The following is a 7,067-nucleotide window of genomic DNA, read 5'->3' on the forward strand; positions in this document are numbered from 1 at the left end:
TCGTTTCGCCCGTCAACCCGCAGTACAAGGCCCGAGAGCTCTCCTACCAACTCGAAGACACGGACGCTTCGGTAGCGGTGACACACCCGGTCCTGCGCGAGGAACTCATCGACGCCTGTGCCGAAACTGGCCGCGATCCGACCATCGTCACTGTCGGGAGCGACGACGATGAAACCGAAGCCGTTCCGTTCGGCGACGTGATCGGCGAACCACTCCTGATCGACCGCAGTCGGGACGAAGTGGCGATGCAGCCGTACACCTCCGGAACCACTGGGCGACCGAAGGGTGTCCATATCACCCACCGCAACCTCCGCGCACAGGCGTTTTCCGGCTTCACGTTCACCGAAAATCTCCCCGACGAACAGCGTGCGTTGGCCGTTCTCCCACTGTATCACATCACCGGTTTCGTCCATTCGACGTGGCAAACGCTGTTGCGCGGCGGGACCGTCCACCTTCGAAATCCGGGAGAGTGGAACGCTGAGGACGCGATGGCAACCATCGAGGCGTTCGAAATCACGAGTTTTGTCGGCGTCTCGGCGATGTTCGTGGACATGGTCAACGACGAAGCATTCGGCGACTACGACCTGTCGAGCCTCAACACGGTGAACGAGGGTGGGGCGAAGATGCCCGTCGCTGTCCAAAAGCGATTCGAGGACACCGCCGGTGTGGAACTGGCCGAGGGGTACGGGCTGACCGAAACGACGGCGGCGACCCACACGAGCGTCGGGTCGACGTTCGGCCCGAAACCCGGCACCATCGGCCAGCCACTGCGAATCACCGACTGCAAAATCGTCGGACCCGACGGTGAGGAACTCCCGACCGGGGAGGAAGGCGAACTGCTTGTCCGCGGGCCACAGGTGATGGCGGGATACCACGACCGACCGGACGCAACGAGCGAAACGTTCACCGACGACGGCTACCTGCGGACGGGCGACATCGCCCGCCGGGATGCGGAGAACTACTACGAAATCAGGGACCGAAAGAAGCACATGATAAACACGGCGGGCTACAACGTCTATCCCAGCGAAGTCGAGGAGTTGCTGTTCGAGCATCCGGCCGTGGCCGACGCCGCCGTCGTCGGGATTCCCGACGAACGGCGCAACGAGACCGTCAAAGCCTTCGTCGTTTCCACGCCGGATACAACGGTTACAGCGGACGAAATTCGGGACTTCTGTCTGTCGAATCTCGCGGAGTACAAACATCCCCGCGAAGTCGAGTTCGTGGACGAACTGCCGCGCACGGCGAGCGGCAAGGTACAGAAGTTCAAACTCGTGGAGTCGGACGAGTAGCGACGTCGAACCGGACAATCTCGTCGAACATCGTATGTCTGAAACCCCTGACAGTTGCGAATCGTTAACACCGTCGCCGGATTACCATATCTATGGTAAATGCTACCATAATACCCATCCACCGTGGACACATCCGCACCGACATCAATCACATCGTCGAAGGCTATCAGCTCGGTTCCGCGGCCGAACCGAACCCAGATGCACCGATGGACGAAGGCGTCGTGTACAATCTCGTCATCGACCATCCTGAAGCCACCATTCTCTGGGATGCAGGGTCGCATCCGGACGCCGGGAAGGGCCACTGGCCAGAACCTCTGTACGCCGCGTTCGAACACTATGACGCCGACGAACACCCGCTTCCGGACGCGCTCGATGCTGCTGGCTACGACTTCGCGGATATCGATGCGGTCGTGATGAGCCACCTACATCTCGACCACGCGGGTGGACTGCACCACTTCGACGGAACAGACATCCCCATCTACGTCCACGAGGAGGAACTGAAGTTCGCCTACTATAGCGCGAAGACGACGGAAGGGAGCGACGCGTACGTCCTCGGCGACTTCGACCACGACCTCAACTGGCGAATCGTTCACCGATCCGTCGAAACGCACTACGAGGGCATCGAGTTCGTCCACCTCCCCGGCCATACGCCGGGCCTACTGGGGCTTCAACTCGACCTCGACAGCGGGACAGTCATCGTCGCGGGTGACGAGGCGTACATCCGAGAGAACTACGACGAGGGGCTACCGCTCGGTGCGGGACTGCTCTGGAGTCATCGCCACTGGTATGAGAGCCTTCGAGAACTCAAGGAACGCGAGCGCCGCCACAACGCGACGGTGCTCTGCGGTCACGACGAAAGCGACCTCGAACGCCTCGAATCGGGGTTGTAAAAGCGCCGCGTCTTAGCGACCCTCGAACTCGGGCGTCCGACCCTCCAAGAACGCCGAAACACCTTCCTCGTGATCCCGCGTCTCGAACACGATGCCCTGTGCCGTCGCCTCGTCCACCATCGCGCGGTCGAGCGATTTGTCCGTTCCCTCCCGGAGCAGGCGTTTCGCGTGGCGGAACGCGACGGTCGGCCCGCTCGCGATTCGACCGGCCAACTCCGCGACGTGCTCGTCGAACTCCTCGTCGGGGTAGACGTGGTTGAACAGACCGAGTTCGTCGGCGCGGTCGGCGTCGAGTACTTCGCCCGTGTAGACGAGTTCCTTGGCGACGTTCTCGCCCACGATTCGCGGGAGCAGGTACGACGTTCCGGCGTCGATGCTGAGACCCACTTGGCGGAACAGAAACCCGATGCTCGCCGAGGTGCTCGCCAGTTGGATGTCACAGGCGATGGCGAGGTTCGCACCCGCGCCGACCGCCGGGCCGTCGATCTTGGCGACCGTCGGGTACGGACAGGTGACGACGCGGGCCATCGTCTCGCTCGTCGTCCGTTCGAGCGTGGCGACGGCGTCGTCGAGCGAACCGTCGCCTTCGAGTTGGGCCTGCATCGCCTTGATGTCGCCACCCGCCGAGAACGCACTGCCCTTTCCCTCCAGAATCACACAGCGAACGTCGTCACGTTCTTCGAGCGCGGTGAACCGGTCCCGGAGGGCGTCGGATATCTCCCGCGTGAGCGCGTTTCGTTCGTCGGGGCGGTTCAGCGTGAGCGTCGCGACGCCGTTATCGACGGTTATCGGGACCGGATCGGTCATCGTGAACACCCGACGTGATTCGAATGCATACGACCACCAACTTCGTACTGTGGAATAAAACTTCGGAGAGGTACTGAACGATGGTGTATTTATTTCCGTATTCCCCTTCCAACGATTGATTATTGGCAAAGACTTACAACGGATGGTCACCGATTCCAAAGACGATGAGACGCGTTTCTCGTGGGAAGCGACGAGGGCGACGGTGGTGGAAACGGCGGTGGGCGGGAGGATCGCCATGACCGAGCGGGACCCCTTTCAGTCGTTCGTCGACGACCACGGCTATCTCTCGTGGCTCGATCTCCGCGTCGAAACGGTCGGAGAGGGTCACCTCGAAATGCGGGTGCCGTTCGACGAAAAACTCCTCAACCCGGTGGCCGACGACGACGTCGTCCACGGCGGCATCGCGGCGACGCTCGTGGACACCGCGAGCGGTTTCGCGCTTCGGACGACGTTGGACGACCCCGAGAGCACACGCCTCGTGACGACGGATCTCAACGTCTCGTACATCCGTCCGGCGGGCGACGACCTCCTCGCGGAAGCGAGGGTCGTCCGCTCCGGGGATTCGATGGGCGTCGTCCGCGTGACCGTCTGGACGCTCGGACCCGACGGGGAACGAACGGAAACGGCCGTCGGACGAACTTCGTACCGGATTTTTCGGAAATAGTCAGCGAGTCTTCGACCGCAGTCGCTCGATGATGCTGTCGGTCTTGTCCATCTTCTCGATGTCGGTGATCTCGTCGCCGACGGCGATCTCCCCGCCTTCGACCACGTCCGCACAGACGCCACCTCGTCCGGCCTTGAGCGCGCGGGCGACGCCGTCCTGCTCGTTCAGTTGCTCGACGTGCGCACAGGGCGGCCGCGGCCGCGTTCCCTCCAACACCGTGTCGCCGATCCGGAATCGGTGCTTGAGCAGGTCGTGGACGTCGATCCCCTCCGTGACGACGTTGCGTCGGTGTTCCCCGGCGGTCAGATCGAGACCGAACTCTCGGTTGATTTCGTCTATCGCTTCCGACGCGATCAGCGTCACCTGACAGACGTCGTACGGCGAGTAGTAGCCGGTGCCGTTGAAATAACGGTCATTCAGGAGCCCCCTGTCGGCGACCGCCTGCACGTCGGAAACCGACCGCATCGGCTCTGAGCCGTTCTCGGTGACGAAGAGCGCGGTGATGTGAGCCATACGCGTCCTTGGTCATGGACGGGGATAATGACGACGGGCGTGACGGTCGATATCGGTTCAGGCACCGTATACCGACGACGCAAGCACCGACTGACGGGACGACAGACACCGAATAACAATGATCGAACCGGCCATTGGTCGGTATGCAGGTCGCACTGAATCAGGTCTCACGTGCCACAACGTTCGGCCGTTGGTTCGGCCGATGTGTCCGTCTGTCAGTAGTCATCCGTCGTACGCTCGCACGGTCGGCGTTACGCCGACCCTCGCGTTTTCGATGGAATCCCGGAGAACGGGTTGCTCGCTGGTAAGAGCACCATCGTTGGACGAAGGCTCTCGTCCGACCGATGGCGGCTATCATCGATAGCCCCGGTGGTTCGAATCCACCCCCGTTCGTTCCCCTTTTCGAGATATCGAATTCGGAAGTGACGTCGCCAGCGATCAGGGACGCTGGCGATAGATGAGGTTGCGCTGGATCCCGTTCGCTCCCTCGTAGATCACGGGAATCCGGACGTCACGATAGATCCGCGCGATCTTGCGGTCGGTAAGGACCGAGCGACCGCCGTGCAGTTGCATTCCCGTTTCGGCGCACTCGACGGCCGCTTCCGTCGAAGTCGTCTTGGCGAGCGCCGCCCAGTAACCTGGGTTCTCGCCGTTTTGGACCTTTTCCGCGGCGCGCCAGTTGAGCGCTCGTGCCCGCTCGAATTCGATGAGCATGTCCGCGAGGTCGTGCTGGACGGCCTGAAAGTCGTTCACGCTTCGTCCGAACGCGTTTCGGTCGTGGACGAACTCCCACGTCTCCTCGATGGCCGCCGCCGCCAAGCCCAGCGCGTGACCCCCGACGATGACACGTCCGTGGTTGAAGAACTCGGCGAGCATGTAGAATCCCGTCCCTTCGGGGCCGACGAGGTTTTCCTCGGAAATCCGGCAGTCGTCGAACACGATGTGGCCCTGTTTCGACGCCCGGAAACCCATCTTCTCGGGGATGTGCTCGGCGTCGTACCCGTCGGTGTCCGTCGGCACGATGAACATCGAGTAGTTCGAGTAGCGGTCGTCCGACTCGCCGGTTTTCGCGTAAACGGTCACCCAGTCGGCTTCGACGGCGTTGCCGATCCAGTACTTCTCGCCGTCGAGTACCCATTCGTCGCCGTCCCGAGAAGCGCTCGTCGTCATCCCCGCCAAGTCGCTTCCCGTCTGCGGTTCGGAAACGGCGAGCCCCGTTATCGCCTCGCATTCGGCCACGGGGCGGAGGAACTCCTCTTTCTGTTCCTCGCTTCCGTAGGATTCGACGATCTCCCCGCCGAAACTCGCCAGTTGGAGCGTGAGCGCGATTCCGGCGTCCGCCCGGTAGAACTCCTCGGCGATGGCGAGCATCTGTCGAATGTTCAACCCTCGCCCACCGACTTCGGGGCCGAGGTCTTGGGCGACCAGTCTCGCCTCCTGTCCGGCTTCGAGGATGTCGAACGGGTAGTCGCCGCTCCGGAAGTACTCCTCGGCGCTGGGTTCGATGTACTCTTCGGCGAACGCTCGGGCGTCCGCTTTCACCTCGCGGGCGTCCTCGGGGATGATGGAATCGTCCAACAGTTCCATGGGTCACCATCGGCTTCGAGTGCCAAAGGTATCGTTGCCGAGACCCTTTTCTGGCAGAGCCAGTCCCGGTCTCACCCGTTCGGACGAGACCACAGTCCGTGAGACGCTTACCGAAGTCGATGTCCCGCTCGTCGCGACGGACGTCATCGATCGGATTCCGAACACCATCCGCTGAGCGTTTCGGAACGAAAAAAGGCCAGCTCGTCGGCCGATTCCGGGTCGGAGTTACCGACTACCGGCGGACGGCGATGGATCGTTCCCGCCGTTCAGAATGCGGTCGACCAGGTCGCCGAGGTCGGGTGCGCTTCGACCGTCCGATTCTTCCGACGGGAATTCTGTATCGGATACCATCGATCGTACCTCCGGTTGACGTTCGTTCGTCCGGAAAGTTAACAGTTTGTCCTGCGAGGAACCCGCCTCCGTCGCCGACCGGATGGATGACCAGATGGCCAGATGGAGGGGATGGATGGGATAGAAGGCGGTTGGCCGCGCCAGCGACGTCAGTCCCCCTCGTCACCGTCGGCGGGGCGGGCGGAAGTACCACCGCCGGTTCCGCCGCCACCGCCGGACCCGCCCCCGAGCAGCGCGTCGTCGTCCTCCCGGATCGAGGCACCCTCCTGAACGAGCACGCGTCCTTGGAAGCTGCTGAACTCCTTTATCATGCCGTACACACCGATGAGTCCGACGATGGCGACAGGTCCGCCGGTGATGATGGCGGCCTGCTGGAGCGCGCTGGTTCCGCCGATAACGATGAGGACGGCGGCGACGAGTCCCTGAAGGACGCCCCAGATGAGGCGGTTGAGTTCCGAGGGGTGTTCCTCTCCGCCGGTGGTCAGCATCGCGATGCCGAGCGTCGAGGAGTCGGCAGACGTGACGAAGAACGTGATGACCAGCAGGAAGAACAGACCGGATAACAGGGCACCCGCCGGGAGCGCCCCGAACAACGGATATCCGGCGACTGCTTCGTTGTTGCCGTAGTTCGCGAGGACACCGAGGATGTTTGCTCGACCGAGTTGCTGCACCCGCATCGACATCCCGCCGATGACGAGGAACCACGGGACGGTCGCCAGCGTCGTCGCCACGACGCCGACGAACGTCACTTCGCGGATGGTTCGTCCGTACGAAATCCGCGCGAGGAAGATTCCGGAGAAGGGTGCCCACGAGAACCACCACGCCCAGTAGAAGATGGTCCAAGCCCCAACGAACGATGAACCGGTCGCCGCGCCGGTGAACAGACTCATCTTGATGAACTGGTTGAGATACCGGCCGACGGACTGCGTTCCCAGATTGAGCACGAACGAGGCCATCCCGTTGTAG

At 62.4% G+C, this 7,067-nt stretch carries 8 protein-coding genes; 3 read left to right on the plus strand and 5 right to left on the minus strand.

Going from position 1 to position 7,067, the window contains the following annotated elements; translation table 11 throughout:
* Window positions 1-1,289: class I adenylate-forming enzyme family protein (locus WBV42_RS02795; protein WP_423984685.1), on the plus strand; the 1,289-nt coding region annotated here is incomplete at its 5' end.
* Between the two features lie 92 nt (window positions 1,290-1,381).
* The gene (locus WBV42_RS02800; protein ID WP_423984686.1) at window positions 1,382-2,179 is read left to right on the plus strand and encodes an N-acyl homoserine lactonase family protein; all 798 of its coding nucleotides are present in this window, start codon (window positions 1,382-1,384) and stop codon (window positions 2,177-2,179) included.
* Between the two features lie 12 nt (window positions 2,180-2,191).
* Here WBV42_RS02800 and WBV42_RS02805 read toward each other — a convergent pair whose 3' ends face one another.
* Window positions 2,192-2,986, minus strand: coding sequence for an enoyl-CoA hydratase/isomerase family protein (locus WBV42_RS02805; protein ID WP_423984687.1), 795 nt, complete (start codon window positions 2,984-2,986; stop codon window positions 2,192-2,194).
* 235 nt (window positions 2,987-3,221) lie between these two features.
* Here WBV42_RS02805 and WBV42_RS02810 point away from each other — a divergent pair, with 235 nt between their 5' ends.
* Complete coding sequence (locus WBV42_RS02810; RefSeq protein ID WP_423984688.1) at window positions 3,222-3,650, plus strand: PaaI family thioesterase; 429 nt, start codon at window positions 3,222-3,224, stop codon at window positions 3,648-3,650.
* On the opposite strand, the gene WBV42_RS02815 is transcribed toward WBV42_RS02810, so the two are convergent.
* From WBV42_RS02815 to WBV42_RS02830, 4 genes are all read right to left on the minus strand, one after another.
* Window positions 3,651-4,163 (minus strand): MOSC domain-containing protein, encoded by a 513-nt coding sequence (locus WBV42_RS02815; RefSeq protein WP_423984689.1) that lies wholly within the window; start codon window positions 4,161-4,163, stop codon window positions 3,651-3,653.
* A gap of 438 nt (window positions 4,164-4,601) precedes the next feature.
* Window positions 4,602-5,750 carry an acyl-CoA dehydrogenase family protein gene (locus tag WBV42_RS02820; RefSeq protein WP_423984690.1) on the minus strand — a complete coding sequence of 383 codons (1,149 nt, stop codon included), beginning with the start codon at window positions 5,748-5,750 and terminating at the stop codon, window positions 4,602-4,604.
* Window positions 5,751-5,975: 225 nt separating this feature from the next.
* Window positions 5,976-6,101 (minus strand): hypothetical protein, encoded by a 126-nt coding sequence (locus WBV42_RS02825; protein WP_255359199.1) that lies wholly within the window; start codon window positions 6,099-6,101, stop codon window positions 5,976-5,978.
* Between the two features lie 149 nt (window positions 6,102-6,250).
* Window positions 6,251-7,067, minus strand: an 817-nt coding sequence (locus tag WBV42_RS02830) for a BCCT family transporter (protein WP_423984691.1), incomplete at its 5' end; no start/stop codon positions are given.

The organism is Haladaptatus sp., from assembly GCF_049589095.1.
GTDB lineage: Archaea > Halobacteriota > Halobacteria > Halobacteriales > Haladaptataceae > Haladaptatus.

Coding starts and splice junctions, on each gene's coding strand:
- WBV42_RS02815 (WP_423984689.1), bottom strand. CDS start 4,163: ATGGCTCACATCACCGCGCTCTTCGTCACCGAGAACGGCTCAGAGCCG.
- WBV42_RS02825 (WP_255359199.1), bottom strand. CDS start 6,101: ATGGTATCCGATACAGAATTCCCGTCGGAAGAATCGGACGGTCGAAGC.
- WBV42_RS02800 (WP_423984686.1), top strand. CDS start 1,382: ATGGTAAATGCTACCATAATACCCATCCACCGTGGACACATCCGCACC.
- WBV42_RS02805 (WP_423984687.1), bottom strand. CDS start 2,986: ATGACCGATCCGGTCCCGATAACCGTCGATAACGGCGTCGCGACGCTC.
- WBV42_RS02820 (WP_423984690.1), bottom strand. CDS start 5,750: ATGGAACTGTTGGACGATTCCATCATCCCCGAGGACGCCCGCGAGGTG.
- WBV42_RS02810 (WP_423984688.1), top strand. CDS start 3,222: ATGACCGAGCGGGACCCCTTTCAGTCGTTCGTCGACGACCACGGCTAT.